Genomic DNA, 22,146 nt, shown 5'->3' with positions numbered 1-22,146 from the left:
CGGAGCGGCTAGTCGGCCGCGCTCGTGCCGGCCGCGGCCTCGACTCGGCGCCGGTCCTGGCGCCAGTCGGCCGGCTTCTCGAAGGTGCCGGCCCAGATGCCGCGGCGGGTCGCCCAGGCGTGGCCCTCCTGGCGGATATAGGGAGCCGTCACTTGACGGTTGGCCAGCGCCAAGCCCTGTCCGACCATCCAGGCGGACAGGTCCTCGCCGTGGACGTGGCAGATCCCGGTGACGCGACCGGGCACGCCGCCCTCCCGCCGCTCGCACGTGACCGCGCCGCCGCCGATCCGCGCGCGCAGGGCCTGCGCGGCCTTGCTGCCGCAGCGATACTCCTGGCCATTGGCGGTCTCGCAGCGCTGCGCGGTCTCGGGAGCGTCGATACCGTAAAGGTTGATACGCGTGCCCTGCACCTCGATCGTGTCACCGTCGATCACGGTCGCGGGGCCGCTGACCGTCCCGGCCGCGGCCGCGGGGCCGCAGAGGAGGAGCAGGGCGAGCATCGGTCTGATCATAGCGGGAATGTCCACGCGCGTGGCGAGTCAGCTGGTGACGGGGGCGTCGAGGCCGCGACGGTGCCCGGCCAATGTGGCGAATTTGCCGGGCGACCGAATCGGCCTCGAGAGCGCGATGCCGAGTTTCGACCGCCGTGGTTGCCAAAGCGTTCCGCCCGTCGGAGCGAAGCTTGGCAACGGAACGACGGCCCGGAGCCGCTCGTTATGAAACATGACCTTTCTCAAGACCCTGCTGGCCAGCCTGGCCCTGTGCGCGGCTCTCCTCGTCTGGGCCGGCCTCGCGATCGGCCCGGAGCGGCCGACGGACCGGACCAGTCCGGGCCTGACCACCGCCGCGGTGCTGGCCAGCGACGGCATGGGGCCGGACGGTCGACCGGGCGAGCCGGCCGCGGCCCCCGGCGGCCCGGATCGGGGCGATCTGGATCGAGCGGCTCTGGACCGCCTCGCCAAGCGGGTCTCCGGCGAGGTCCGCGACGCGTCGGCCGCGGGGACGCCGGCCGGCTGACCGGTCAGGAATCCGCGCCTCGCCCGCTCAGGTCCGGCACCTGCCCGATCAGGTCCTGTACTTGCCGTTGCGCTTGATGAGCACGCGGGTGCCCACCGGCACGCGCTCATACAGGTCGGCGATATCCTCGTTCAGCATCCGGACGCAGCCTGACGACATCTGCTCGCCGATGCTCCACGGCTCGTTGGTGCCGTGGATGCGGAACAGGATGTCGCGGTTGCCCTGGTAGAGGTAGAGGGCGCGCGCGCCGAGGGGATTGTCGAGGCCGCCCTTGCGGGTGCGCGGCAGGTCAGGATGCAGCGAGACCATCGTGACGGTCGGGCTCCAGTCCGGCCAGACGCCCTTGCGCCCGACCCGAGCCTCGCCCTTCCAGGAGAAACCGGCCTTGCCGACGCCGACACCGTACTGCATCGCCGTGCCGTCGGCCTGGACCAGGACGAGCTGACGCTTGTCGATGTCGACCACGATCGTCCCCGGCTGCTCGGGGCCGTTGTAGCTCACCTGCTGGCGGCGGTACTTCGGATCGAGGCGCTGGGTGTCGACCAGCGGAATGTCGAAGGGCTTGTCGGGCTTGCTGCCGACGTACCACGCCGCCTCGTCGTCCTGGGCGACCTGGACCGGACGGGTCTGGCAGGCCGCGAGGGGCGCGATCGCCACGACGGCGAGGAGGATTCGCGAGAGAACGATCCGGCGCAGGCGGCTCCAGGCCGAGGGAAGCGTGGCGATCATAGGTCCTGTCGTGCGGGATACGGTCGTCGCGCCATGCCTACCGCCTCTGCGCCTGTGACGATGTAGCTTTTGCGCCGCAGCCGGCCGTGCGCGGGCCGCTCCCACGGCCACGGTTGTGCCCTAATTCTGAATCGCAGCGGTGCTCTACTGCGCCCGGAGCGGAGGTGAACGATGGCCGAGACCGAAACTCTTCCCACCGAGGCGACGGTCGCTCCCGATGTCCCGCTCAGCCCGGCGATACACCTCGATCACTGCGTGATCCACGTGAGCGACTGGGCACGCTCGAACGCCTTCTACCGCGACGTGGTGGGTGCCGAGATCCTCGAGCGCGGTCCCGGCTTCGCCTACCGGTTCGGCGGCGTCCAGCTCAATTGCCACGGGCCGGGCGTCGAGCCGGTACCGGTCGCGGCGAAACCCGTCCAGCCGGGCAACAGCGACCTGTGCTTCCGCTGGTCGGGCGCGATCGAGACCGCCATCGCGCATCTCGAGGCCGCCGGGGTCCCGGTGGAACTCGGCCCGGTGGAGCGGCACGGCGCCGCGGGCGCGGGGATCAGCGTTTACTTCCGGGATCCCGACGGCTCGCTCCTGGAATTCATCACCTACGCGGGATGATCAGCCCCGGCTCTCGGCCAGCGCCTGATTGGTCTGCTCCAGCCGCAGCGCCAGCACCCGCATCAGGGCGATGCTGATCTGTGGAAACTGGGCCAGCAGTTCCAGGAACACCCCGCGGTCGATACGCAGGGCGGTCACCGCGGATTGCGCCGTCACGGTGGCGGAGCGGGGCTGCTCGGCCAGGATGCCCATCTCACCGACGAGGGCGTCCTGGCCGAGCAGCGCCAGCCGCACCGGGCCGGCGGGACCGTCGATGCTGACGTCCGCCGTACCCGAGAGGATCACGTAGGCCGCATCCGCGACGTCGCCGCGGGCGAAGAAGCGTTGCCCCGGCTCGAAATGCACCCGCTCGCTGGTGAAGGCCAGGAGCTTCAGGCGCGCCGGTTCCACCTCGCGGAACAGCGGCACCTGCTTCAGGGAGGAAACCTCGGTGTCGAGGGTCATTCGGGGGCTCCGCGACGGGTCTCACGCCCAGGACGGCGGGGCCGGACGGGCCCGCTTATCCATGCGGTTCGTCAGGCACTTGTCCAGCCCCGCGCCTTACGCAACCTGTCGGTGTGGTCTCGGCGCCCTCCTGGCACTGTGCCTCGTCCTGTCACCGGAGCCGGCAGCGGCCCGCCTCGTCCAGGCCGACCTCGCCCGCGTCGCGGTCGCGCCGCCCCCGGGTGCCCGGGCCTCGCTCGACCTCGCCGCCACCGACGCGCGCACCGACCGGCCGACCACCCTCGGGCAGGCGCTGGGCGGCCGCGCGGCCCTTCTGCTGCCGGTGGATTACACCTGCGGGAATGTCTGCGACCCCATGCTGTCCCTGTCGGTGGACGCGCTGGCGGCCACCGGCCTGCCGATCGACGACTACGCACTCGTGCTGGTCGGGATCGATCCCCGCGACGACGCCGCGGCCGCCCGGCGCATGCTGACGGAGACGCTCGGGGATCGGGCGGGATCCGTCCGGCCCCGGGCGCTCATCGTGTCGGATGCCGCGCTCGCGCGCCTCACCGGCGCGCTGGGCTATGAAGCTGTCTATGATGCTGGGACCGACAGCTTCGCGCATCCCGCGGCGGCGCTTCTCCTCACCGCCGACGGCCGGGTAGCCCGTGTGCTGTCGCCCCTGGCGCTGACCGGGCGCGACCTGCGCCTCGCCCTGACGGAAGCCGGCGAGGGCCGGGTCGGCAGCATCGCCGACCGGCTCACCCTGCTCTGCTACGGCTACGATGCCGCGCGCGGCGTCTACACGCCCCTCATCCAGCGGATCCTGACGGTGGCCGGGATCGTCACGATCCTGGTGATCGCCCTTCTCGTCGCGGGCCTGACGCGCCTCGCGCACCGGCGCCGGACCTGAGAACGCCCTCGCCCGGCTCAGCGCTTCGTCGAGAGCCCCTGTCCCCCGGGAGGGGGCGCGTCGCGCTTGAGACTGGCATTCAGGTGCGGCGAATCCGTCGGCTCCTCGCGGGTGGTCGGGGTGGCGGAATCTTCCGGCGCCGGCATCGGCGGCAGCGACGGCGTGTTGGGCTGCGTGGCCTGTGCCCCCGGAGCGGCATCCTTGACCATGTTGCGGTTCGTCATGCGCGAAAACCCTTCTCTCGTGCCGTGAGGCCGCGCCGTCCGCCCGGGACGAGTCGCCGGGCCTCCGGGCCTGTCGGACCCGACGCGGACTTCAACCAAGGTCGAATGTCGACCAACGCGGCACACAAGTCGGGGTTGCTGCCAAGCTTAGCTGTCGGAAGCTTGAGCAGGTCTCGGGACAGGAACCTTGGTTATTGCTGAAGGTTGTTGCGGGGTGAAGCGAAGCCTGAGGAGGAACTGATGGCGTCCGGAAATTCGACCTCGAAGCGAGGCTTTGCCTCGATGGACCTGGAGCGGCAGCGCGAGATCGCCAGCAAGGGCGGCCGCAGCGTTCCGGCCGAGAAGCGCTCCTTCTCGCAGGACCGTGAGCTCGCCTCGTCCGCCGGCCGCAAGGGCGGTCAGTCCACAGGGACCGGCCGGGCCGAGTGAGGCCGCTGCCGTTTCGTACCGCGTAGCGGCGCCGCGTCCCTCGGGACGGGCGCCGTTTTCGTTTCAAGTTTAGGCCGGGGATCGCGATCTAGGGCCGATCCACACAGCAGAAGGCCCCGCCGAGACGGCGGGGCCTTCTGATTTCCAGACCTTGTCGGCGCCGATCAGGAAATGCAGCGGCCGGGGGTCATGCGGCGCGCCTCGGGACCGACCAGGGAGCTCAGCGCCGCCTCGCACCCCTCGCGCATGCGCCGCGGCGGCTGCCGCAGGATCGGCTTGATCTCGAGATCCTGCGCCTCGCCGGCCACCGGGGCGTTCCGGCTGTCGAGGCGCTGCACCCCCGCCACCCGCGTCGGGCTGATCGACAGCGACACGGGTCGCATCCCGGGCAGCGGCGCCGAAATGGTCTGCGTGGTCGGGACCGGCATCGTCCACCGATCCGCCGTGTCGCGAACCACCGGCTGGACCAGAACGGTGAGAAGAGCCGCAGGAGCACTCACGCCCAGGATGAAACCAGACCGCAGCATCGCCCCGACCTCATTGCGAGAGCTTGACAGGATGTTCGTACAACGCGCCCTGCAATCGCAGGTTCCTAGACTGTCTCGCGTCTACGAAGCCTGAGTATTCGAACGCAGCTCGGCTGTTGGTGCGGCGGCGCACGCCCGCTATCCACAGCCCCGGCTCGTTGCACAAAAGGCACGCCCCACGAAAAAGCGCCCCTTCTGGAACCTCCGGCGCCGGCACCCGTTCTCTGTGCACCCGGCCACCTGGTCCTCCCCGCATTCCCCTTGTGCATCGGCCGGAACCTTCGCGACGGGCTGGAGCTCTCTCCGGCCCGTTTTTTTGTGCGCGGCGACCGATGAGGGCACGCGGTCCGACAACGAAAAAGCCCCGGCGTGAGCCGGGGCTTTTTCGTTGTCGCCACTCTCGGTCGCGGGCACCCCGGGTCACTCCCGGGGGCGAACCGCCGAGCCTGACCTCAGGCCGGATCTCAGGCCGTCAGCTCAGGCCGTCTTGGCTTCCCGCCGACGGGCGGTCTGCTGGAAGAACAGCGCCTGGCTGATCACCGCCGAGACGTTGGCGGGCTGGAACGGCTTGGCGATCAGGAACGCCGGCTCGGGCCGCTCACCGGTGAGGAAGCGCTCGGGATAGGCGGTGATGAAGATCACCGGCACCTCGAAGGATTTCAGGAGGTCGTTCACGGCGTCGAGGCCGGAGGAGCCGTCGGCGAGCTGGATGTCGGCCAGGATCAGGCCGGGGCGCTTGCCCTCGCCGGCGATCTTGATCGCTTCGGTGCGGGTGCGGGCGACACCGATGACGTTGTGGCCGAGACCCTCGACCAACGCCTCCAGATCCATCGCGATCAGGGGCTCGTCCTCGATGATGAGGATCTCGGTCGCCATGTCGGCGGCGAGCTCGCGACCAGCCTCGTCCACGAGGTCGCGAACCTCGGACACGTCGACGCCCAGAATGATCGCCGCGTCCTCCTCGGAGAAGCCCTCGAGGCAGGAGAGCAGGAAGGCCTGGCGCGGCAGCGGGGTGATCTGGCCGAGGCGGACCTCCGCCGGCAGGTCGTGCTGGACCTGCTCGCTGCGGCCGTTGACCGAGAGCGAGTTCCAGATCCGCGTGAAGACGCGGAACAGGTCGGCCTTGATGTTGGTGCTGCGACCGAGCGTGTCCGGCTCGTTGACGAGGGTCTCCAGGGTGGCGGCGACGTACGCGTCACCCGCCACTTGGCTACCCGTGAGCGCGCGCGCGTAGCGGCGCAGGTACGGCAGGTGCTGTACCACGAGTTGCGATGTCGACATTAGATCCCCTGTGCCTCGCCGTGTTGCCCGGCCGCGAGCGCCTCGATCCGTCACCGAGGGCCTGCCGGGGCCGGCTTTCTGTCCTGCGCAGCCTACCGCCCAACGCGGAGGCCCGCACTCCGTTCCACCCCCCAGCGGAACCGATGCCGGCGCGCAGGCGTTGCCGGCGCAGCCATGGCGTATGTCGAGCCGCAGCACAATGCGGCCGGGCCGACTTCGGCAACAAGGGGCGTGTTGATGGTGGACCAGGGAAAGGAGGCCGGTCTTCGCGCGCGCGATCCGCACGTCGAGACCGCCTCGGATCGCTTGTCGGAGTCCGAGAACAGCTCCGGCGGCACGGCCGCTTCCGACCCGTCCGACCGCGCCAGGAGCAAGGGCGGCCTCAGCGATCAGACCCGGAACCGCATCGCCGCGCAGCTGCGCGCGATGTACGACACGGTCACGCAGCAGCCCGTACCCGATCGCTTCGCCGAACTGATCGCCAAGCTCGACAGCGCCGACCGCAAGGCCTGAAACCGCTCGTCCCGTGACCGGGACAATCTACCCCTGCAAAGGCGCGATGGCAGCGCCGCGATGGAAAAAGCCGCCGCCCTGCGGCGACGGCTCTTCCGTGGGTCCGTGCGCCGGCCCGCTGAACGGAGCCGGCCGCTCCGGCCCTCGGTCACAGTGTCGGCGAACGGCCCCGCATCAGGCCGACGACGGCCGAGATGGCGAACAGGACGATCGCTACGAAGAAGACCAGCTTGGCCGCCTCCATGGCGGTGCCGGCGATGCCGCCGAACCCAAGCAGAGCGGCCACGAGAGCGACGACGAGAAAAGTTACGGCCCAACCGAGCATGGTTCGTATCCTTAGAAAGTACCAACGCGGGCGGGCCGCGTCGTTCTGAACACGAAAACGCCAAGGTTTCGCTCCGGTTCCGCCCCCATCGCGAAGTCCTGTGAGTCCCCGCGGGCGCGAGCGCCGGCCGCGACATGGGGTGACGGAACGAGACAGGGGCGCTAGCGTTCGAAGATAGGTCTTAAGGCTCGATCCGGGATTTGCGATGCTGCAATCTGCCAAGAGTGCCGTTCGATCGAAGGCCGCCGCGATGGCGGCGCGCGTGACCGAGATCGTCGACAGGGCCGGCGACGCCCTGCGCGCGGCCGCACTCGGTCTCATGCCGGCACCGGCGCCCGTACCGGTCCGCGTGCGCGCACGGCAACCGCGCCGGCAGGACTGATCGCGGGACGCGCGCGACCCCGGGGCGGACGCGCCCCCTTCCGCGTCCCACCACAGGAGCCGGACGGCATCACTCCTGCGTCCGGATCACCGGCAGGACGGCGGGCAGGTCCTGCCGCCATCCCACAATGCCTCGCGCCGCGGCCTCCCATCCCCTAGGCCCCGGGGGCGATTGCCACGCGGCCGCGAACCGTCCAAGGAACCGCCGTATCGATCGCACGGGATCGCGATGGCGGACACCGACGAGACCACCCTGACCTTCGATCCGTCGATGCCTCCGGCCGGCCGGCTGGACCGGGTCGCGCCGCTGATTCGCCGGCGGGTCGCGCCGAACGGAGGCCCGTTCACGGCGAGCGGCACCTGCACCTACGTGGTGGGCCAGGATCGCGTCGCGGTGATCGATCCGGGCCCGGACGATCCGGGCCATGTCGACGCGCTGCTTCGGGATCTCGGCACCGAGCGGGTCGAGGCCATCGTGGTCACCCACACCCATCGGGATCACTCGCCCGGAGCAAGGCTGCTCGCCGCGCGCACCGGCGCGCCGATCGTCGGATGCGCGCCGCACAGGGCCGCGCGGGCCCTGTCGGAAGCGGAGACCCCGATGCTCGACGCGAGCGCAGACCGGGCCCACGCGCCGGAACGGATCATGGTGGAGAGCGACGCCGTTTCCGGCCCGGGCTGGACCCTCGTGGCCGTCGAGACTCCCGGGCACACGATGAACCATCTCGCCTTCGCGCTGCCGGAGGCGCGGGCGCTGTTCTCGGGCGACCACGTCATGGCGTGGTCGACCACGATCGTGGCGCCGCCCGACGGCGCGATGCGGGCCTACATGGACTCCCTCGACAAGCTGCGCGGGCGCGACGAGACGGTCTACTGGCCGGGCCATGGCGGACCGGTGCGCGAGCCCGCCCGGTTCCTCCGCGGGCTCGCCGGGCATCGCCGCCAGCGCGAGGCGGCGATCCGCGCGCGGCTGGCCGCCGGCGACGGGCGGATCGCCGACATCGTCGCTGCGATCTACCAGGGGCTCGATCCCCGGCTCCGCGGCGCGGCGGCGCTGTCGGTCTTCGCCCACCTGGAGGATCTGGTCGGACGCGGGCTCGCGTCCTGCGACGGCGCCCCCCGCCTCGACGGCACCTACGCGCCGGCCTGAGAGGCGCGGCGGCTCACTTCACCGCGAGGGCGAGGTTGGCGACGTCGTCGAGATAAGCCCGGATCCGGTCGGCATTGCTGCCGAAATCGCGGCCGCCGAGCCGCGAGGCCGAGCGCACGTCGATCCGCGCCCCGTCGGCGCGGGGGCGGATGCGCACGGTGACATCGTCCGGCAGGTTGAGGATCAGCCCCCGCGCCACGGCCTCGATCCGGCCGTTGCCGGTCCGGCCGCCCGGCCGGATCGCCTCGACGATCTGCCAGTGCCGCTTCAGGGCGGCCTGCCGGGCGAGTTCGAAGGCCTCGTCGGCGCCGATATCGAGGGTCAGCGGCGCGATCTGCGGGTAGGCGCCGCGCTGGCTCTCGCGCGCAGCCGGGCTCGGGTTCGCCGGGTAGCGTCCGCCGCGGGCCGCGAAGGCCGCCCGCGAGCGCGAGAAGGCCGGCGGATTGTCGATGTCGGTGGTGATGTCCGACAGGGCGGGAAGACGCAGGCCGCGCAGGCCCAGGAAGGCGGGGTAGCCGAGAACCGCCAGCGCCAAGATCAATCCGGCGAGGGCGGCCCCGAGACCGCGGGCGCCCTCGCGCCAGACCCGCACGAAGGCGAAGATCGCGGCCGCGGCCGCCAGCAGCGCGACGCCGAGCCCGGCCACGAGCGCCACGAGGGCGGCGTCCGTGTCGGAGCGCGGATCCCGGACGAGGACCAGGGCGATCCCGGTGGCGATGACGGAGAACACGGCGAGCCGCCGGGCCAGCGGCCCCGCGCGGGTCACGGGTTCCTCGATGAGCAGGCGGCGCATGGGGATCATGAAGGCGTTCGAGGCCCGATCTTAGAGCTTGGCCGGAGCCAGCGCCATGGCGCCGCGGTCACGGCGCGTACGCGCGGGCGTTGCCGGGCAGGCCGAGCGTGGCGGGCAGCTTGAGCGGGTCGGGGAGCATCGCGCCCCCGTACCGGCCGACCGGGTCGGGGATCTCGCTGTGCGCGACCGTCTGAGCCGTCAGGGCGCTCCAGGGGCCCGTCACCGCGAACAGGATCCCGCGGGAGGAATCGCCGGGCGGACGCAGGACGAGGTCGCCCTTGGCATCGAGCCGACGCTCCGGCAGCGAGACTTGGCCGTGCAGGGTCGCCCCGACGCTCGGCCCCAGGAGACCCGACTCGGCGATCTCGCCCACGCCGTCGGCGAAGCGCAGCGTCACCACGGCCCGTTCGAAGGCCGTCCGGCCGTTGCGGCGCGCCAGGGCGCCGGACGCCACCGCGCCGTTGCGGTGGATGACGTCGGCGAGATCGAGGCCCGCGATGGCACCACCGTCCATGGCGAGCGTGGCCCGGCCATTCAGGTGCGCCAGCAATCCGACCGTGTCCCGGGCCCTGGATTCGAGGGCGAAATGCCCCTGCACGGGCCCCACCACCCAGCGGGCCGCGCCGATCTCGCCGAGCAGCGCGCCGAGGTCGACGCGGTCGAGGCTTCCCTGCGTGCGCAGTTCGGTCGCGGCCGGATCGGACCCGCTCGTCAGGTTGACGCGCCCCTTGAACGTGCCGTCCTGGATCCGGGCCCGGTTCACCGCGACCTCCAGGGCGGCCTCCCGCACCAGGACGCTCGCCGCCAGATCCTGCACCCGGACGGCGCCGGCGCGCCCCTCGGCCGCCGACAGGCGCAGGTCGAGGTCGCCGCGCGTGAAGGGCGCCAGGGCGATCGACGCGGGCGCGGGGTCGAGGAGCCGCGACAGATCCGCGACGAGAGGCGTGAGATCGAGCGTCTCGGCCGCCAGGGTCGCCTGCACCGAGAGGCGCGGCGCCTTGCCGGGCCCGAACGCGACGGCGCCGGCCCCCTCGAGCACGTTCTGACCCAGGCCGATGCGCAGGCTCGGCCACGAGACGGACCGCTCGCCAGTCTCGAACCGGCCGTCGACCGAGAAGGCGCCGGCGAGCGGCGCCAGCGGCATATCGCGGCCGATCCAGGCCAAGCTCTCCGGCAGGGATCGCGTCTCGAACCGGACCTGCCCGGACATGACGGGCAGCGCGCTCCCCTCCGCCGGCGGCGCCACCGTTCCGTCCGCCGCGAGGCGGCCGTCCGGCCACGTGATCTCCGCGGTGAACGGGCTTCCGCGGCGCTGGGCCATCTCGGCCGGACGCAGGTGGCTGAGGGCGATCCGGGTCGGCACGCCGCGCCAGATGAGGCTGGCGCGGCCCTCGGCGGCCTTGCCCCAGAGCGGCCACGCGATGTCGAGGTCGATGTCCCGGGCCGTGTCGCCGGCGGCGAGGCGCGCGTCGCGCACGACGATCCGGCGCGGCCGGGTCGTCTCGCCGGACCGGGCCTGCTCGGCGAGGCGCGCGAGGGGGGCGTCCCAGCCGGCAGGATCGTCCGACAGCCGCGCGCCCTCCAGGCGGAAGCCGCTCACCGCGGCGCGGCCGCCGAGGAGGCTCAGCGGGTCGAGATCGATGGTCAGACGGCCCTCATCCGCCAGGACCGGGCCGTCGGAACCGGCAGCGAGCCGGACGCGGTCGAGGGTCAGGCGCGGCCAGGGCAGCACCGCGAGGCGCGCGGGCCCCTGCAGCGTCAGCCCGAGTCCGTAGGCGTCGAAGGCGCGGCGGGCGAAGGCCGTGGCCCGGCCATCCTCCAGGGGCCAGTCGCGCAGGCCGAGGCCGGCCGCGATCAGGCTCCCGAGAGCGAGGATGAAGATCGGGCGGCGCAGCGACATCATGCTCCGAGAGGGCGGCGGCTGTGGCCGGAAGCCGGGCGCCGCGCCGGCCCCTCGGGCTGCCACGGCCCGGCAGGGTCTGCACGTCGAGTGGGCAACTTAGCGTCCCCGGCCGGTTTTGTCTGCCGCGCCCGCGCAGGGCCGCCCTGCCCTCCCCAGCGCAGTGCCGGTTACGGATCGCCCGGGACCGCGCCGGCCGGTGCGGTGCACCACTGGATTTCGCGCGCGGAATCGGGAAGAGCAGGCGCGAGGACACGCGCGTCCCGAGGTTTCGGCCGGTCGGGTCCGGCGGGAAAAGGACGATTCGATGAAGAAGGTCTACACGGATGCCGCCGCGGCCCTGGCCGGCCTCCTGCGCGACGACATGATGGTGATGTGCGGCGGCTTCGGCCTCTGCGGCATCCCCGACGAGCTGATCGAGGCGGTGCGCCTCTCCGGCGTCAAGGGCCTCACCGTCGTGTCGAACAATGCCGGCATCGACGGGGTCGGTCTCGGCAAGCTCCTGGACACCCGCCAGGTCGCCAAGATGATCTCGTCCTACGTGGGCGAGAACAAGGAGTTCGCCCGGCAGTACCTCGGCGGTGAGCTGGAGATCGAGTTCAACCCGCAGGGCACGCTGGCCGAGCGGATCCGCGCCGGCGGCGCCGGCATCCCGGCCTTCTTCACCAAGACCGGCGTCGGCACCAAGGTCGCCGAGGGCAAGGAAGTCCGCGAGTTCGACGGCGAGCAATACGTCATGGAGCGCGGCCTGTTCGCCGACCTCGCCCTGGTCCACGCCCACACGGGCGACACCGAGGGGAACCTGCGCTACCGGATGACCGCGCGCAACTTCAACCCGATGATGGCGACTGCCGCCAAGATGACCGTGGCGCAGGTCGAGCACCTCGTGAAGCCGGGCGAGATCGATCCGGACACGATCCACACGCCCGGCATCTTCGTGAAGCGCATCATCGACGTCGGGCAGCGCGACAAGCGCATCGAGCAGCGCACCACGCGCAAGCGCGGCGACAGCACCCCAGCCGCGGCGGCCGGCGGCGGCACGCACTGATCGGACGGGAAGGGAGCGAGAACGATGGCCTGGACCCGCGAGCAGATGGCGGCGCGCGCCGCCAAGGAGCTGGAGGACGGCTTCTACGTGAACCTCGGCATCGGCATCCCGACGCTGGTGTCGAACTACATCCCCGAGGGCATGTCGGTGCAGCTCCAGTCGGAGAACGGCATGCTGGGCATGGGCCCCTTCCCCTACGAGGGTGAGGAGGACCCGGACCTGATCAACGCCGGCAAGCAGACGATCACCGCTCTGCCGACGACGAGCTACTTCTCCTCGGCGGATTCCTTCGGGATGATCCGCGGCGGGCACATCAACCTGTCGATCCTCGGCGCCATGCAGGTGGCCGGCAACGGCGACCTCGCCAACTGGATGATCCCCGGCAAGATGGTGAAGGGGATGGGCGGCGCCATGGACCTCGTGGCCGGCGTGAAGCGCGTGGTCGTGGTGATGGAGCACGTCGCCAAGAACAAGGACGGCACCGAGAGCCCGAAGCTGCTCAAGGCCTGCGACCTGCCGCTCACCGGCACGCAGGTGGTCGACCTGGTGATCACCGATCTCGGCGTGTTCGAGATCGACAAGAAGGGCGACGGCGGCATGAGGCTCATCGAGCTCGCCGACGGCGTCACCGAGGACGAGATCCGCGGGAAGACCGAGGCCGACTTCACCGTCGTCCTGAAGAACTGACGCCTCGGGGCCCGGCGGCCGGCGTCGCCGGGTCCGCCGGGCGGGAGACGGCCGGGCACCCGACCGTCCCGCGGTGCCGCCGCCTGACGCCTTTCCACATCGACTCAGGCGGTTCTCGGTTCAGACGGCGCGCTCCGTCGTCACGAGCGCAGCGAAGTGACCCAGGGTCGCGCCATCGTGCAGAGTGTGGCGCTGCTGGATTGCTTCGCTCCGCTCGCGAGGATGGCGGAACCGGTCGGTGACCCGGAAACCGCATCGAACGCCAGGCACCCCCGCTCCCAGTCGGGACAGGGGTGCTTCGCGTGACTGCGCGCCGGCCAGGCGTGGCGTGGGCTGTGGGTCCCGCCCGGCCTCGGGCGGCTCAGCCCGCGTCGCTGGCGCCCGCGCCCGCGAGTTGCGGATTCCGGGTCGCGGGCCGCACCGGGCTGTCGGCCGCCGGCTCGTCGCCCTGCAGGGCCCGCCGCACGTAGCCGTCGACCCGATCGCCCTGCTCCGGGAGGGCGGCCTCGAGATGCGCGATCATCTTGGGCGTCCAGAACGCCTTGATGTGCTTCTGGATCCCGGCCACCGCCTCCTCCTCCGGGTAGGACCGGAAGAAGGTCGCGATCTGGTTGGCCATGCGGACGAGCTTGTCCGCCTGCGTCACGGCGCTCATCGGGTACTCTTACTCTGCCGCGTCGAGGGTCTGGGCGATCCGGGTCAGGGAGAAGTCCTCCTCGTAGAACTTCGCCTGCCAGTCGGAGGGCCGGTTGGTCCGCCGGACCTGCACCGCCGTCACCTTGTACTCGGGGCAGTTGGTCGCCCAGTCCGAGTAGTCGGTGGTGATGACGTTGGCGCCGGTCTTGGCGTGGTGGAAGGTCGTGTAGACCACGCCCGGCTGCATCCGCTCGGAGACCTTGGCCTTCAGGGCGATGTCGCCGGAGCGGCTCTCCAGGGCGACGAGGTCGCCGTCGACGATGCCGCGCAGCTCCGCGTCGAACGGGTGGATCTCCAGCACGTCCTCCTCGTGCCAGCGCGAGTTCTCGGTGCGCCGGGTCTGCGCGCCGACATTGTACTGGGAGAGGATCCGGCCCGTGGTCAGGATCAGCGGGAACTTCGCCCCCGTCCGCTCCTCGGTGGCCACGAACTCGGTGATCATGAACCGGCCCTTGCCGCGGACGAACCGGTCCACGTGCATCATCGGCGTGCCGAGCGGCGCCTTCTCGTTGCAGGGCCACTGCACCGAGCCGAGCTCGTCGAGCTTGGCGTAGGACACGCCGGTGAAGCTCGGGGTGAGCGAGGCGATCTCGTCCATGATCTCGGACGGGTGATTGTAGTTCATGGGGTAGCCCAGCGCGTTGGAGAGCAGCACCGTGCCCTCCCAGTCGCCGTAGCCGCCCATCGGGGCCATGACCTTGCGGACCCGCGAGATGCGGCGCTCGGCGTTGGTGAAGGTCCCGTCCTTCTCGAGGAACGAGGCGCCCGGCAGGAAGACGTGGGCGTACTTGGCGGTCTCGTTCAGGAACAGGTCCTGGACGACGATGCACTCCATCGCCATCAGGCCCGAGGTCACGTGGTGCGTGTCGGGATCCGACTGGGCGATGTCCTCGCCCTGGATGTACATGCCCTTGAACGTGCCCTCGACGGCCTCGTCCAGCATGTTGGTGATGCGCAGGCCCGGCGCGTTGTCGAGCTTGGCGCCCCAGAGGGCCTCGAAGCTCTCGCGGGTCGCGTCGTCCGAGACGTGGCGGTAGCCGGTGAGCTCGTGCGGAAACGAGCCCATGTCGCAGGAGCCCTGGACGTTGTTCTGGCCGCGCAGCGGGTTCACGCCGGCGCCGAGCTTGCCGATGTTGCCGGTGGCCATGGCGATGTTGGCCATGCCCATGACCATGGTCGAGCCCTGGCTGTGCTCGGTGACGCCCAGCCCGTAGTAGATGCCGGCCGCGCCGCCCTTCGCGTAGAGCCGGGCCGCCCCGCGGACCTGCTCGGGGTCGAGGCCGGTGAAGGACTGCTGGTTCTCCGGGGAGTGGCGCTCCTCGGCGATGAACCGGGCCCAGGACTCGAACTCGGCGAGGTCGCAGCGCTCGCGGACATAGGCCTCGTCGATCAGCCCCTCGGTGACGATCACGTGCGCCAGCGCGTTGATGAAGGCGACGTTGGAGCCGGGCTTCAGCGGCAGGTGATAGTCGGCCTTGATGTGGGGCGACTTCACGAGGTCGATCTTGCGCGGATCGGCGACGATCAGCTTGGCGCCCTCGCGCAGGCGCTTCTTCATCCGCGAGCCGAAGACCGGGTGGCCGTCGGTCGGGTTGGCGCCGATCACCAGGATCACGTCGGACTTCTCGACCGACTTGAAGTCCTGGGTGCCGGCCGAGGTGCCGAGCGTCGACATCAGGCCGTAGCCGGTCGGCGAGTGGCAGACGCGGGCGCAGGTGTCGACGTTGTTGTTGCCGAAGGCGGCGCGCACGAGCTTCTGGACGAGGTAGGCCTCCTCGTTGGTGCAGCGCGACGAGGTGATGCCGCCGACCGAATCCTTGCCGTACTTGGCCTGGATCCGCTTGAACTCGGAGGCCGCGCGGTCGATCGCCTCCTCCCACGACACCTCGCGCCACGGATCCGTGATCTTCTCGCGGATCATCGGCTTGGTGATGCGGTCCTTGTGGGTGGCGTAGCCGTAGGCGAAGCGGCCCTTCACGCAGCTATGGCCCTCGTTGGCCTTGCCGCCCTTGTAGGGGACCATGCGGACGACGCGCTCGCCCTGCATCTCGGCCTTGAACGAGCAGCCGACGCCGCAATACGCGCAGGTCGTCACCTCTGCGTGCTCGGGCTGGCCGTACGCGTGGATCGATTTTTCCTGCAACGTGGCCGTCGGACACGCCTGGACGCAGGCGCCGCAGGAGACGCACTCGGACTCGAAGAAGTTGGTCGGGCCAGCGGCCACGCGGCTGTCGAAGCCGCGGCCCGCAATGGTCAGCGCGAAGGTGCCCTGCACCTCCTCGCAGGCGCGGACGCAGCGGTTGCAGACGATGCACTTCGACGGGTCGTAGGTGAAGTACGGGTTAGACTCGTCCTTCGGCAGGTACTTCTCGGAGCTCGGCCGGACGTGGTTGTCGCCCTCGTAGCCGTAGCGCACGTCGCGCAGGCCGACGACGCCCGCCTGGGTCTGCAGCTCGCAGTCACCGTTCGCCGCGCAGGTCAGGCAGTCGAGGGGATGGTCGGAGATGTAGAGCTCCATCACGCCCTTGCGGAGCTTGGCGAGCTTCTCGTTCTGCGTGTGAACCACCATGCCGTTCTCGGCCGGGGTCGTGCAGGAGGCCGGGGTGCCGCGCCGGCCCTCGATCTCCACGAGGCAGAGGCGGCAGGAGCCGAACGGCTCCAGCGAGTCGGTGGCGCAGAGCTTCGGGATCTGCGTCCCGGCCTGCATCGCCGCCGCCATCACCGAGGTGCCGGCCGGCACCGTCACCGACATGCCGTCGATCGTCAGCGTCACCGTCTGCTCGCTGACGCGGATCGGCGTGCCGTAGTCGATCTCCTTGATCAGGCCCATCGACGTCTCCTCACTCGGCCGCGGCCGGCAGATCGCCGGCGCGCCTAAAATCCTCGGGGAAATGGGTGATCGCGCTCATCACCGGCATGGGCGTGAGCCCGCCCATGGCGCAGAGCGACCCGTCGGTCATGACCTCGCAGAGGTCCTCGACCAGCTTCAGGTTCGCCTCCGGCCGGATGCCGGCGATCACCTTGTCCATGGTCTCGACGCCGCGGGTCGCGCCGATGCGGCAGGGGGTGCACTTGCCGCACGACTCGGTGGCGCAGAACTCGAAGGCGAAGCGAGCCTGGGAGGCCATGTCGACGGTGTCGTCGAACACCACGATGCCGCCGTGGCCGACGAGGCCCTTCTTGGCCGCCATCGCCTCGTAGTCGAGGGGCGTGTCGAGGAGATGGTCGGGGAAGTAGGCCCCGAGCGGCCCGCCGACCTGCACGGCCCGGACCGGCCGGCCCGAACGGGTGCCGCCGCCGAAATCCTCGATCACCTGCCGGAGGGTGATGCCGAAGGCCATCTCGATCAGGCCGCCGTGCTTGACGTTGCCGGCGAGCTGGATCGGCAGGGTGCCGAGCGACCGTCCCATGCCGTAATCGGCGTAGGCCTTGGCCCCGTTCTCCAGGATCCACGGCACGGCGGTGAAGGTCATGACGTTGTTGACCAGCGTCGGCTTGCCCAGGAAGCCCTTGAGCGCGGGGATCGGCGGCTTCGCCCGCACGATGCCGCGCTTGCCCTCCAGGCTCTCCAGCAGCGAGGTCTCCTCGCCGCAGATATAGGCGCCGGCGCCGAGGCGCACTTCCAGGTGGAAGCTCTTGTCGGAGCCCAGGATGTTGTCGCCGAGCACGCCGGCCGTCACGCCGTTGGCGATCGCCTCCTTCAGGGTGGCGAAGGCCTGGGGGTACTCGGAGCGGAGGTAGATGTAACCGCGGGTGGCGCCGGTCGCGACGCCCGCGATGGTCATGCCCTCGATGAGGTTGAAGGGGTCGCCCTCCATCATCATCCGGTCGGCGAAAGTGCCGGAATCGCCCTCGTCGGCGTTGCAGACCACGTATTTCTGGTCCGCCTTGGCGAGCATCACGGTGTTCCACTTGATGCCGGCCGGGAAGCCGGCACCGCCCCGGCCGCGCAGGCCGGAATCGCGCACCGCCGCCACGATGCCCTCGGCATCGAGCTTCAGGGCGGCCTCCAGGCCGCGGTAGCCGCCATGGGCCCGGTAATCGTCGACGGAGATCGGGTCGACCACGCCGCAGCGGTGGAAGGTCAGGCGCTGCTGCCGGGCGAGGTAGGGGATCTTCTCCGGATCGCCGAGGCGCAGGACGTGGTCGCCGCCCGTGATCAGGCCGGCATCCAGCAGGGCATCGACGTCCTTGACCGTCACCGGCCCGTAGGCGATCCGCCCCTCGGGGGTGCCGACCTCGACCATCGGCTCCAGCCACGCCAGACCGCGCGAGCCGGTGCGCACGATGGTGACGTCGAGGCCGCGGCGCTCGGCGCCGGCGAACAGCGCCCGGGCGACCTTGTTGGCGCCGAGGCCGAGCGCGACCGCGTCGCGGGGAACGTAGAGCGTGACGCTCACTGGCGCACCTCCGTCAGGACAGCTTCGAGGGCGTCGGCGGTCAGGTGCGCGACGGGCTCACCATCGACCAGCGCGGCGGGGCCATTGGCGCAGAGGCCGAGGCAGTAGACCGGCTCGATCGTGGCGTTGCCGTCGGCGGTGGTCTCGTGCCAGCCGCAGCCGAGGCGGCCCAGGATCTCGCGGTGCAGCTTGTCCGAGCCCATGGCCTGGCAGGCCTCGGCCCGGCACAGCTTCACCTCGTGGCGGCCGGCGGGGTGCGCCCGGAAGTCGTGGTAGAAGGTGATGCAGCCGTGGACTTCGGCGCGCGACAGGTTCAGCGCGTCCGCGATCAGCGGCACGGCACCGGAATCCACGTAGCCGAAGGTTTCCTGCAGCGCGTGCAGGATCGGCAGCGTGGCCCCTTCGAGATGGGTGTGCTCGGCGATGATCCCGGATGCGCGCTCCGCGCTCCAGGGCTCGTGACGCGCCATGGTTTCCAGCCCAGTCTGTTCCTGTTCTAATGCGAAGAGGAACAGAAATGCCGAATGGCATCAATCGCGCTGTCCGGTCGGGCGACAAAGGACGTTTGTCGAGCTGTAACCCGCAGGCCTGAGGAGCGGAGCCAGTTCCTTAACCTGTTGCCACAGCGCGATTTTTCAGATCCGATCGGCAGTCAGGATTTGTCGCTTGCGTCGCAACATAAATTTGTGCCCTGCAAGAAACTGCATTCCGCCACGTCGGGTCCGCAACGTCCGCTCAGAGCCCTCCGTCCTTGCGAGCGGAGCGAAGCAATCCAGGGCAGCGCGACCTCGGCAAGCGTGGCGCGACTGGATTGCTTCGCTCCGCTCGCAAGGACGGTGGCGCTTTCCGAGACCTGAGCCTCGGCCGCGTCAGAACTCCATCTCGAGTTCCTCGATCTCGTCCGGCTCGTCGGCGGCGGCCTCCGCCCACTCGACCATCAGCGGCCAGTGCAGGATCGTGTCGCGGTAGGCGGCGGCGCGGGGCGGCAACGCGACGTCGTAGGTGCGGAAGCGGGTGCAGACCGGGGCGAACATCGCGTCGGCGAGGCACGGCCGCGCGCCGAACAGGTACGGCCCCTCGTAGCGGTCCAGGCAATCGTCGAAGATCGTGACGATGCGCTCGATATCGGCCTTGGCACCGTTGAACACGCGGAAATCGGGGTGGAAGGCGCGCAGGTTCATCGGCAGCGCCGAGCGCAGATTGACGAAGCCGGAATGCATCTCCCCCGAGATCGACCGGCAATGGGCGCGCTCCGCCACGTTGCCGGGCAGGAAGCCGGCCTCCGGGAAGGTCTCGGCGAGATACTCGGCGATCGCCAGCGTGTCCCAGACGACCACGTCGCCGTGGCGCAGGCGGGGCACCAGGAACGAGGGCGACAGGTGCAGCAGCTCCGCCCGGGTGGTGGCGTCGGTGCCGGACAGGACCTCCGTCCGGAAGTCGAGCCCGGCCATCCGGCAGATCAGCCAGCCCCGCAGGGACCACGAGGAGTAGTTGCGGCTCGAGATGGTGAGCGTAGCGGCCGTCATCGTCCTGCCCCGGGCGCGTCGCCGATCGTGCGGTCTGCGAGGCCCGATCCAAGACTCGTGCCGAACGGGGCGGGCGAATCGCTTCCGGCGGCGATTCTACTCCCGTCGCAGCAGCGCCGCGACCTCCGCCTGCTCGGCGGCCGACAGGTTCCGGGCCGGCGCGGGCGGGCGGCGGCGCGCGAGGCGCCAGATGCCGAGCCCGCCGAGCAGCACCGCGAGCACCGGGGTCAGCCACAGCAGCAGGGTGTGCAGCGCGAAGACCGGGCGCAGCAGCACGAACTCGCCGTAGCGGGCCACGACGTAGTCGAGCACCGCCGTGTCGCTGTCGCCCTTCTCCAGCCGCTCGCGGACGATCAGGCGCAGGTCCTTGGCGAGCGGCGCGTCGGAATCGTCGATCGACTGGTTCTGGCAGACGAGGCAGCGCAGTTCGGCCGAGATCTCCCGGGCGCGGTGCTCCAGCGCGGGATCCTTCAGCACCTCGTCGGGCTGCACCGCCAGGGCCGGCAGTGACGCCAGCAGGGCGAGCGCGGCCAGCGCCGGGCGGAGCGAACGGCGCGCCATCACTCGGCCGGCACCGCGACCGGGAGCGGCCGCGCCTTCGCCTTGGCGGGGACGCCCACGCGCATCCGCCGGTCCGTGAGCGACAGGCCGCCGCCCAGCGCCATCACCACCGCCCCGAGCCAGATCAGCAGGACCAGCGGCTTGTAGTAGAGGCGCAGGCCGACGCCGCCGTCCTGCCCGATCTCCCCGAGGCTCGCGTAGACCTGGCTGACACCGTTGGTCAGCAGCCCCGATTCCGTCACCGCCATCTTGCGGCTCGGGTAGAAGCGCTTGCCGGTCTCGACCTTCCCGACCTCGTCGCCCCCGCGGGTGCGGATCGTCAGGTAGGCGGCGGCCTCCTCGTAGTTCGGTCCCTTGCGCGGCGCGACCCGGTCCAGGGTCGCCACGTAGGGCCCCGTCGCCAGGCTCTCCCCGGGCTTGAGGGTCGCCAGCCCCTCGGTGGCCCAGCCCTGCGCGGCGATGCCCAGCACCACCACGCCGACCCCGGCATGGGCGATGGCGGTGCCCCAGGCCGAGCGCGGCAGGCCGACGGCGCGGCGGCCGATCTGTCCGAGGGACCGGGCGCGGCTCGCCCCGTAGCCGCGGGCGCGGGTGACGATCTCCAGGGCGGACCCGATCAGCAGGTAGGCGCCGAGGCCGATCCCGACCGGCGCCAGCACCGGCCCGCCCCAGGTCAGCGCCAGCACCGCGAAGCCGACCACCAGGGCGACCGCCAGCGCGGCGAACAGGCGCTGGGCGGCGGCGAGCACGTCGCCGCGCTTCCAGGCCAGCGCCTGGCCCATGGGCACGATCAGCAGCAGCGGGATCGCCAGCGGCACGAAGGTGGAATTGAAGAAGGGCGGACCGACCGTGATCTTCTCGCCCGTCAGCATCTCGAGCACCAGCGGGTAGAGCGTGCCGACCAGCACGGTGGCGCAGGCCGCCACCAGGAACAGGTTGTTGAGGACGAGCGAGCCCTCGCGGGAGATCGGCGCGAACAAGCCCCCCTGCCGCAGCAGCGGCGCCCGCCACGCGAACAGCGTCAGCGAGCCGCCGATGAACAGGATCAGGATCGCCAGGATGAAGACGCCGCGGGTCGGGTCGGTGGCGAAGGAATGCACCGAGGTGATCACGCCCGAGCGGACCAGGAAGGTGCCGATCAGCGAGAGCGAGAAGGTCAGGATGGCGAGCAGCACCGTCCAGACCTTCAGGGCGTCGCGCTTCTCCATCACCACGGTGGAGTGCAGCAGCGCCGTGCCGGCGATCCACGGCATCAGGGAGGCGTTCTCGACCGGGTCCCAGAACCACCAGCCGCCCCAGCCGAGCTCGTAGTAGGCCCAGTAGGAGCCCATCGCGATCCCGAGCGTCAGGAAGCACCACGCGGCGAGGGTCCAGGGCCGCACAGCCCGCGCCCAGACGGCGTCGATCCGCCCGTCGATCAGCGCGGCCACCGCGAAGGCGAAGCTGATCGAGAAGCCGACGTAGCCGACGTAGAGGAGCGGCGGGTGGACCGCGAGACCCGGATCCTGCAGCAGCGGGTTGAGGTCGTTACCCTCGAGCGGGGCCGGGATCACCCGGGTGAACGGGTTCGAGGTCGTGATGATGAACAGCACGAACACGAAGGTGATCAGCCCCTGCACGGCCAGGGTGTTGGCCCGCAGCCGCGGCGGCACCGAGTTCTTGGCCGCCGCCACGCAGGCGCCGAACAGGGTGAGGATCAGGACCCAGAGGAGCATCGAGCCCTCGTGGTTCCCCCAGACGCCGGAGATCTTGTAGATCAGCGGCTTCTGCGTGTGCGAGTTCTCGACGACGTTCTGGACCGAGAAGTCCGAGGTGACGTGCGCGTAAGTGAGCGCCGCGAAGGCGAAGAGCACGCAGGCGAAGGCGCCGAGCGCCGCCTGCGAGGCGGTCTGGCGCAGGGCCGGATCGCCCGAGCGGGCGGCCCAGATCGGCATCACCACCTGGACGAGGGAGATCGCCAGCGCGAGCGCGAGGGCGAAGTGGCCGGTCTCGACGATCATGCGGGTTC

Annotated in this window: 25 protein-coding genes; 9 read left to right on the top strand and 16 right to left on the bottom strand. The window is 70.8% G+C overall.

Annotated features, from left to right (window positions below; translation table 11 throughout):
- Nucleotides 1–8: 8 nt before the first annotated feature.
- A complete protein-coding gene (locus ACLBYB_RS06425) occupies nucleotides 9–512 on the bottom strand; it encodes a thermonuclease family protein (RefSeq protein ID WP_026604576.1) in 504 nt (167 codons plus the stop codon).
- 211 nt (nucleotides 513–723) lie between these two features.
- Here ACLBYB_RS06425 and ACLBYB_RS06420 point away from each other — a divergent pair, with 211 nt between their 5' ends.
- Entirely contained in the window at nucleotides 724–1,017 is a 294-nt protein-coding gene (locus ACLBYB_RS06420; protein ID WP_447680811.1) for a hypothetical protein, read from the top strand.
- Nucleotides 1,018–1,065: 48 nt separating this feature from the next.
- On the opposite strand, the gene ACLBYB_RS06415 is transcribed toward ACLBYB_RS06420, so the two are convergent.
- Nucleotides 1,066–1,746, bottom strand: coding sequence for a L,D-transpeptidase (locus ACLBYB_RS06415; RefSeq protein WP_020090876.1), 681 nt, complete (start codon nucleotides 1,744–1,746; stop codon nucleotides 1,066–1,068).
- A gap of 171 nt (nucleotides 1,747–1,917) precedes the next feature.
- Between ACLBYB_RS06415 and ACLBYB_RS06410 the strand changes: the two genes are divergently transcribed.
- The gene (locus ACLBYB_RS06410) at nucleotides 1,918–2,358 is read left to right on the top strand and encodes a VOC family protein (protein WP_020090877.1); all 441 of its coding nucleotides are present in this window, start codon (nucleotides 1,918–1,920) and stop codon (nucleotides 2,356–2,358) included.
- Here ACLBYB_RS06410 and ACLBYB_RS06405 read toward each other — a convergent pair whose 3' ends face one another.
- Nucleotides 2,359–2,802, bottom strand: coding sequence for a cyclic nucleotide-binding domain-containing protein (locus tag ACLBYB_RS06405; protein WP_020090878.1), 444 nt, complete (start codon nucleotides 2,800–2,802; stop codon nucleotides 2,359–2,361).
- Between the two features lie 79 nt (nucleotides 2,803–2,881).
- On the opposite strand from ACLBYB_RS06405, the gene ACLBYB_RS06400 reads away from it, so the two are divergent.
- On the top strand, nucleotides 2,882–3,697 hold the full coding sequence (locus ACLBYB_RS06400) for an electron transporter (protein ID WP_447698277.1): 816 nt from the start codon (nucleotides 2,882–2,884) through the stop codon (nucleotides 3,695–3,697).
- A gap of 17 nt (nucleotides 3,698–3,714) precedes the next feature.
- Here ACLBYB_RS06400 and ACLBYB_RS06395 read toward each other — a convergent pair whose 3' ends face one another.
- Entirely contained in the window at nucleotides 3,715–3,921 is a 207-nt protein-coding gene (locus ACLBYB_RS06395) for a hypothetical protein (RefSeq protein WP_447698276.1), read from the bottom strand.
- 240 nt (nucleotides 3,922–4,161) lie between these two features.
- On the opposite strand from ACLBYB_RS06395, the gene ACLBYB_RS06390 reads away from it, so the two are divergent.
- Nucleotides 4,162–4,350 (top strand): con-10 family general stress protein, encoded by a 189-nt coding sequence (locus ACLBYB_RS06390; protein ID WP_010683678.1) that lies wholly within the window; start codon nucleotides 4,162–4,164, stop codon nucleotides 4,348–4,350.
- 164 nt (nucleotides 4,351–4,514) lie between these two features.
- Here the strand turns inward: ACLBYB_RS06390 and ACLBYB_RS06385 are convergent, their stop codons facing one another.
- Complete coding sequence (locus ACLBYB_RS06385; protein ID WP_447698275.1) at nucleotides 4,515–4,778, bottom strand: hypothetical protein; 264 nt, start codon at nucleotides 4,776–4,778, stop codon at nucleotides 4,515–4,517.
- Between the two features lie 576 nt (nucleotides 4,779–5,354).
- Nucleotides 5,355–6,158, bottom strand: a complete 804-nt coding sequence (locus tag ACLBYB_RS06380; protein ID WP_012321915.1) for a response regulator — start codon at nucleotides 6,156–6,158, stop codon at nucleotides 5,355–5,357.
- A gap of 174 nt (nucleotides 6,159–6,332) precedes the next feature.
- Between ACLBYB_RS06380 and ACLBYB_RS06375 the strand changes: the two genes are divergently transcribed.
- Entirely contained in the window at nucleotides 6,333–6,671 is a 339-nt protein-coding gene (locus tag ACLBYB_RS06375) for a NepR family anti-sigma factor (protein ID WP_244435369.1), read from the top strand.
- Nucleotides 6,672–6,819: 148 nt separating this feature from the next.
- Here the strand turns inward: ACLBYB_RS06375 and ACLBYB_RS06370 are convergent, their stop codons facing one another.
- A complete protein-coding gene (locus ACLBYB_RS06370; protein WP_007568853.1) occupies nucleotides 6,820–6,996 on the bottom strand; it encodes a DUF1328 domain-containing protein in 177 nt (58 codons plus the stop codon).
- Between the two features lie 205 nt (nucleotides 6,997–7,201).
- Between ACLBYB_RS06370 and ACLBYB_RS06365 the strand changes: the two genes are divergently transcribed.
- Complete coding sequence (locus ACLBYB_RS06365) at nucleotides 7,202–7,378, top strand: hypothetical protein (protein WP_170855067.1); 177 nt, start codon at nucleotides 7,202–7,204, stop codon at nucleotides 7,376–7,378.
- 270 nt (nucleotides 7,379–7,648) lie between these two features.
- On the top strand, nucleotides 7,649–8,527 hold the full coding sequence (locus ACLBYB_RS06360; RefSeq protein ID WP_447698563.1) for an MBL fold metallo-hydrolase: 879 nt from the start codon (nucleotides 7,649–7,651) through the stop codon (nucleotides 8,525–8,527).
- 13 nt (nucleotides 8,528–8,540) lie between these two features.
- Here the strand turns inward: ACLBYB_RS06360 and ACLBYB_RS06355 are convergent, their stop codons facing one another.
- Nucleotides 8,541–9,320, bottom strand: a complete 780-nt coding sequence (locus tag ACLBYB_RS06355) for a DUF1499 domain-containing protein (protein ID WP_447698562.1) — start codon at nucleotides 9,318–9,320, stop codon at nucleotides 8,541–8,543.
- A gap of 67 nt (nucleotides 9,321–9,387) precedes the next feature.
- Nucleotides 9,388–11,223, bottom strand: a complete 1,836-nt coding sequence (locus tag ACLBYB_RS06350) for an AsmA family protein (RefSeq protein WP_447698274.1) — start codon at nucleotides 11,221–11,223, stop codon at nucleotides 9,388–9,390.
- Nucleotides 11,224–11,527: 304 nt separating this feature from the next.
- Here ACLBYB_RS06350 and ACLBYB_RS06345 point away from each other — a divergent pair, with 304 nt between their 5' ends.
- Entirely contained in the window at nucleotides 11,528–12,268 is a 741-nt protein-coding gene (locus ACLBYB_RS06345; RefSeq protein ID WP_020090888.1) for a CoA transferase subunit A, read from the top strand.
- Nucleotides 12,269–12,292: 24 nt separating this feature from the next.
- Complete coding sequence (locus ACLBYB_RS06340) at nucleotides 12,293–12,955, top strand: 3-oxoacid CoA-transferase subunit B (protein WP_447698273.1); 663 nt, start codon at nucleotides 12,293–12,295, stop codon at nucleotides 12,953–12,955.
- A 361-nt stretch (nucleotides 12,956–13,316) separates the two neighbouring features.
- On the opposite strand, the gene ACLBYB_RS06335 is transcribed toward ACLBYB_RS06340, so the two are convergent.
- The 7 genes from ACLBYB_RS06335 to ACLBYB_RS06305 all read right to left on the bottom strand — a co-directional run bounded on the left by ACLBYB_RS06335 (nucleotide 13,317) and on the right by ACLBYB_RS06305 (nucleotide 22,138).
- Complete coding sequence (locus tag ACLBYB_RS06335) at nucleotides 13,317–13,610, bottom strand: formate dehydrogenase subunit delta (protein WP_447698272.1); 294 nt, start codon at nucleotides 13,608–13,610, stop codon at nucleotides 13,317–13,319.
- 9 nt (nucleotides 13,611–13,619) lie between these two features.
- The gene (fdhF, locus tag ACLBYB_RS06330; protein ID WP_447698271.1) at nucleotides 13,620–16,481 is read right to left on the bottom strand and encodes a formate dehydrogenase subunit alpha; all 2,862 of its coding nucleotides are present in this window, start codon (nucleotides 16,479–16,481) and stop codon (nucleotides 13,620–13,622) included.
- A 10-nt stretch (nucleotides 16,482–16,491) separates the two neighbouring features.
- Nucleotides 16,492–18,051 (bottom strand): formate dehydrogenase beta subunit, encoded by a 1,560-nt coding sequence (locus ACLBYB_RS06325; RefSeq protein ID WP_447698270.1) that lies wholly within the window; start codon nucleotides 18,049–18,051, stop codon nucleotides 16,492–16,494.
- Nucleotides 18,048–18,521, bottom strand: a complete 474-nt coding sequence (locus tag ACLBYB_RS06320; RefSeq protein WP_447698269.1) for a formate dehydrogenase subunit gamma — start codon at nucleotides 18,519–18,521, stop codon at nucleotides 18,048–18,050. The genes ACLBYB_RS06325 and ACLBYB_RS06320 overlap by 4 nt, the downstream gene beginning before the upstream one ends.
- Nucleotides 18,522–18,920: 399 nt before the next feature.
- A complete protein-coding gene (locus tag ACLBYB_RS06315; RefSeq protein WP_020090894.1) occupies nucleotides 18,921–19,577 on the bottom strand; it encodes a glutathione S-transferase family protein in 657 nt (218 codons plus the stop codon).
- Nucleotides 19,578–19,673: 96 nt separating this feature from the next.
- A complete protein-coding gene (locus ACLBYB_RS06310; protein WP_020090895.1) occupies nucleotides 19,674–20,138 on the bottom strand; it encodes a cytochrome c-type biogenesis protein in 465 nt (154 codons plus the stop codon).
- Nucleotides 20,138–22,138: a heme lyase CcmF/NrfE family subunit gene (locus ACLBYB_RS06305; protein WP_020090896.1), complete on the bottom strand. Its 2,001-nt coding sequence runs from the start codon at nucleotides 22,136–22,138 to the stop codon at nucleotides 20,138–20,140. The genes ACLBYB_RS06310 and ACLBYB_RS06305 overlap by 1 nt, the downstream gene beginning before the upstream one ends.
- Nucleotides 22,139–22,146 lie beyond the last annotated feature (8 nt).

It is taken from the genome of Methylobacterium sp. D54C (assembly GCF_053345595.1).
This window is presented reverse-complemented; position numbering and strand designations above follow the sequence as displayed.

Bases quoted from the DNA above. Each gene is read 5' to 3' on its own strand.
- ACLBYB_RS06385 (WP_447698275.1), bottom strand. From the start codon at position 4,778: ATGCCGGTCCCGACCACGCAGACCATTTCGGCGCCGCTGCCCGGGATG.
- ACLBYB_RS06360 (WP_447698563.1), top strand. From the start codon at position 7,649: ATGCCTCCGGCCGGCCGGCTGGACCGGGTCGCGCCGCTGATTCGCCGG.
- ACLBYB_RS06375 (WP_244435369.1), top strand. From the start codon at position 6,333: ATGGCGTATGTCGAGCCGCAGCACAATGCGGCCGGGCCGACTTCGGCA.
- fdhF (WP_447698271.1), bottom strand. From the start codon at position 16,481: ATGGGCCTGATCAAGGAGATCGACTACGGCACGCCGATCCGCGTCAGC.
- ACLBYB_RS06405 (WP_020090878.1), bottom strand. From the start codon at position 2,802: ATGACCCTCGACACCGAGGTTTCCTCCCTGAAGCAGGTGCCGCTGTTC.
- ACLBYB_RS06420 (WP_447680811.1), top strand. From the start codon at position 724: ATGACCTTTCTCAAGACCCTGCTGGCCAGCCTGGCCCTGTGCGCGGCT.
- ACLBYB_RS06345 (WP_020090888.1), top strand. From the start codon at position 11,528: ATGAAGAAGGTCTACACGGATGCCGCCGCGGCCCTGGCCGGCCTCCTG.
- ACLBYB_RS06340 (WP_447698273.1), top strand. From the start codon at position 12,293: ATGGCCTGGACCCGCGAGCAGATGGCGGCGCGCGCCGCCAAGGAGCTG.
- ACLBYB_RS06315 (WP_020090894.1), bottom strand. From the start codon at position 19,577: ATGACGGCCGCTACGCTCACCATCTCGAGCCGCAACTACTCCTCGTGG.
- ACLBYB_RS06390 (WP_010683678.1), top strand. From the start codon at position 4,162: ATGGCGTCCGGAAATTCGACCTCGAAGCGAGGCTTTGCCTCGATGGAC.
- ACLBYB_RS06305 (WP_020090896.1), bottom strand. From the start codon at position 22,138: ATGATCGTCGAGACCGGCCACTTCGCCCTCGCGCTCGCGCTGGCGATC.
- ACLBYB_RS06370 (WP_007568853.1), bottom strand. From the start codon at position 6,996: ATGCTCGGTTGGGCCGTAACTTTTCTCGTCGTCGCTCTCGTGGCCGCT.
- ACLBYB_RS06350 (WP_447698274.1), bottom strand. From the start codon at position 11,223: ATGATGTCGCTGCGCCGCCCGATCTTCATCCTCGCTCTCGGGAGCCTG.
- ACLBYB_RS06320 (WP_447698269.1), bottom strand. From the start codon at position 18,521: ATGGCGCGTCACGAGCCCTGGAGCGCGGAGCGCGCATCCGGGATCATC.
- ACLBYB_RS06365 (WP_170855067.1), top strand. From the start codon at position 7,202: ATGCTGCAATCTGCCAAGAGTGCCGTTCGATCGAAGGCCGCCGCGATG.
- ACLBYB_RS06395 (WP_447698276.1), bottom strand. From the start codon at position 3,921: ATGACGAACCGCAACATGGTCAAGGATGCCGCTCCGGGGGCACAGGCC.
- ACLBYB_RS06425 (WP_026604576.1), bottom strand. From the start codon at position 512: ATGATCAGACCGATGCTCGCCCTGCTCCTCCTCTGCGGCCCCGCGGCC.
- ACLBYB_RS06415 (WP_020090876.1), bottom strand. From the start codon at position 1,746: ATGATCGCCACGCTTCCCTCGGCCTGGAGCCGCCTGCGCCGGATCGTT.
- ACLBYB_RS06335 (WP_447698272.1), bottom strand. From the start codon at position 13,610: ATGAGCGCCGTGACGCAGGCGGACAAGCTCGTCCGCATGGCCAACCAG.
- ACLBYB_RS06410 (WP_020090877.1), top strand. From the start codon at position 1,918: ATGGCCGAGACCGAAACTCTTCCCACCGAGGCGACGGTCGCTCCCGAT.
- ACLBYB_RS06310 (WP_020090895.1), bottom strand. From the start codon at position 20,138: ATGGCGCGCCGTTCGCTCCGCCCGGCGCTGGCCGCGCTCGCCCTGCTG.
- ACLBYB_RS06380 (WP_012321915.1), bottom strand. From the start codon at position 6,158: ATGTCGACATCGCAACTCGTGGTACAGCACCTGCCGTACCTGCGCCGC.
- ACLBYB_RS06355 (WP_447698562.1), bottom strand. From the start codon at position 9,320: ATGCGCCGCCTGCTCATCGAGGAACCCGTGACCCGCGCGGGGCCGCTG.